2 tRNA genes and 1 rRNA gene are annotated in these 505 nt (G+C 54.3%); all 3 read right to left on the bottom strand.

Annotated features, from left to right (window positions below):
* Positions 1–181: 181 nt before the first annotated feature.
* The 3 genes from HMPREF1986_RS05665 to HMPREF1986_RS05675 all read right to left on the bottom strand — a co-directional run bounded on the left by HMPREF1986_RS05665 (position 182) and on the right by HMPREF1986_RS05675 (position 452).
* Positions 182–254, bottom strand: a tRNA-Ala gene (locus HMPREF1986_RS05665).
* A 3-nt stretch (positions 255–257) separates the two neighbouring features.
* Positions 258–375, bottom strand: a 5S ribosomal RNA gene (rrf, locus tag HMPREF1986_RS05670).
* A 3-nt stretch (positions 376–378) separates the two neighbouring features.
* A tRNA-Ile gene (locus tag HMPREF1986_RS05675) sits at positions 379–452 on the bottom strand.
* Positions 453–505: the final 53 nt, after the last annotated feature.

Consider the following 505-nt stretch of genomic DNA (forward strand, 5'->3'; position numbering starts at 1 on the left):
GATACGGATTCGCGGCGATCTTAGATCTCAGCGCTCGGAACGAAGTCCTTCGCGCCCGGATCGAAAGGAAGCGGAATCCTCTGTAGCCCCTGCGTCGTTCCGTTTTCCCGCCCCTTCCCGCTTTTCTTTTTCAAAGCTTTCGAAAAGGAGCCTTTCAAAAAACAAAATGATGCCGGGTCAGTGGAGATAAAGGGATTCGAACCCTTGACCCCCTGCTTGCAAGGCAGGTGCTCTCCCAACTGAGCTATATCCCCGAATTCTGGCATCCACCTATCTTCCCACGCCGTTGCCAGCGTAATATTTTCAGCCGCCCGGGGCTTAACCATCGTGTTCGGGATGGGTACGGGTGTTCCCCCCGGGCGCATCGACACCAGAAAGTGGAACCAAGTGGACTCGAACCACCGACCTCACGCTTATCAGGCGTGCGCTCTAACCAGCTGAGCTATGGTTCCCTTTTTTGGACCTGTCTCAATCAAGAATCGAATCCTACACAGACCCCTACTCT

This window comes from Oribacterium sp. oral taxon 078 str. F0263 (assembly GCF_000469565.1).
Lineage (GTDB): Bacteria > Bacillota > Clostridia > Lachnospirales > Lachnospiraceae > Oribacterium.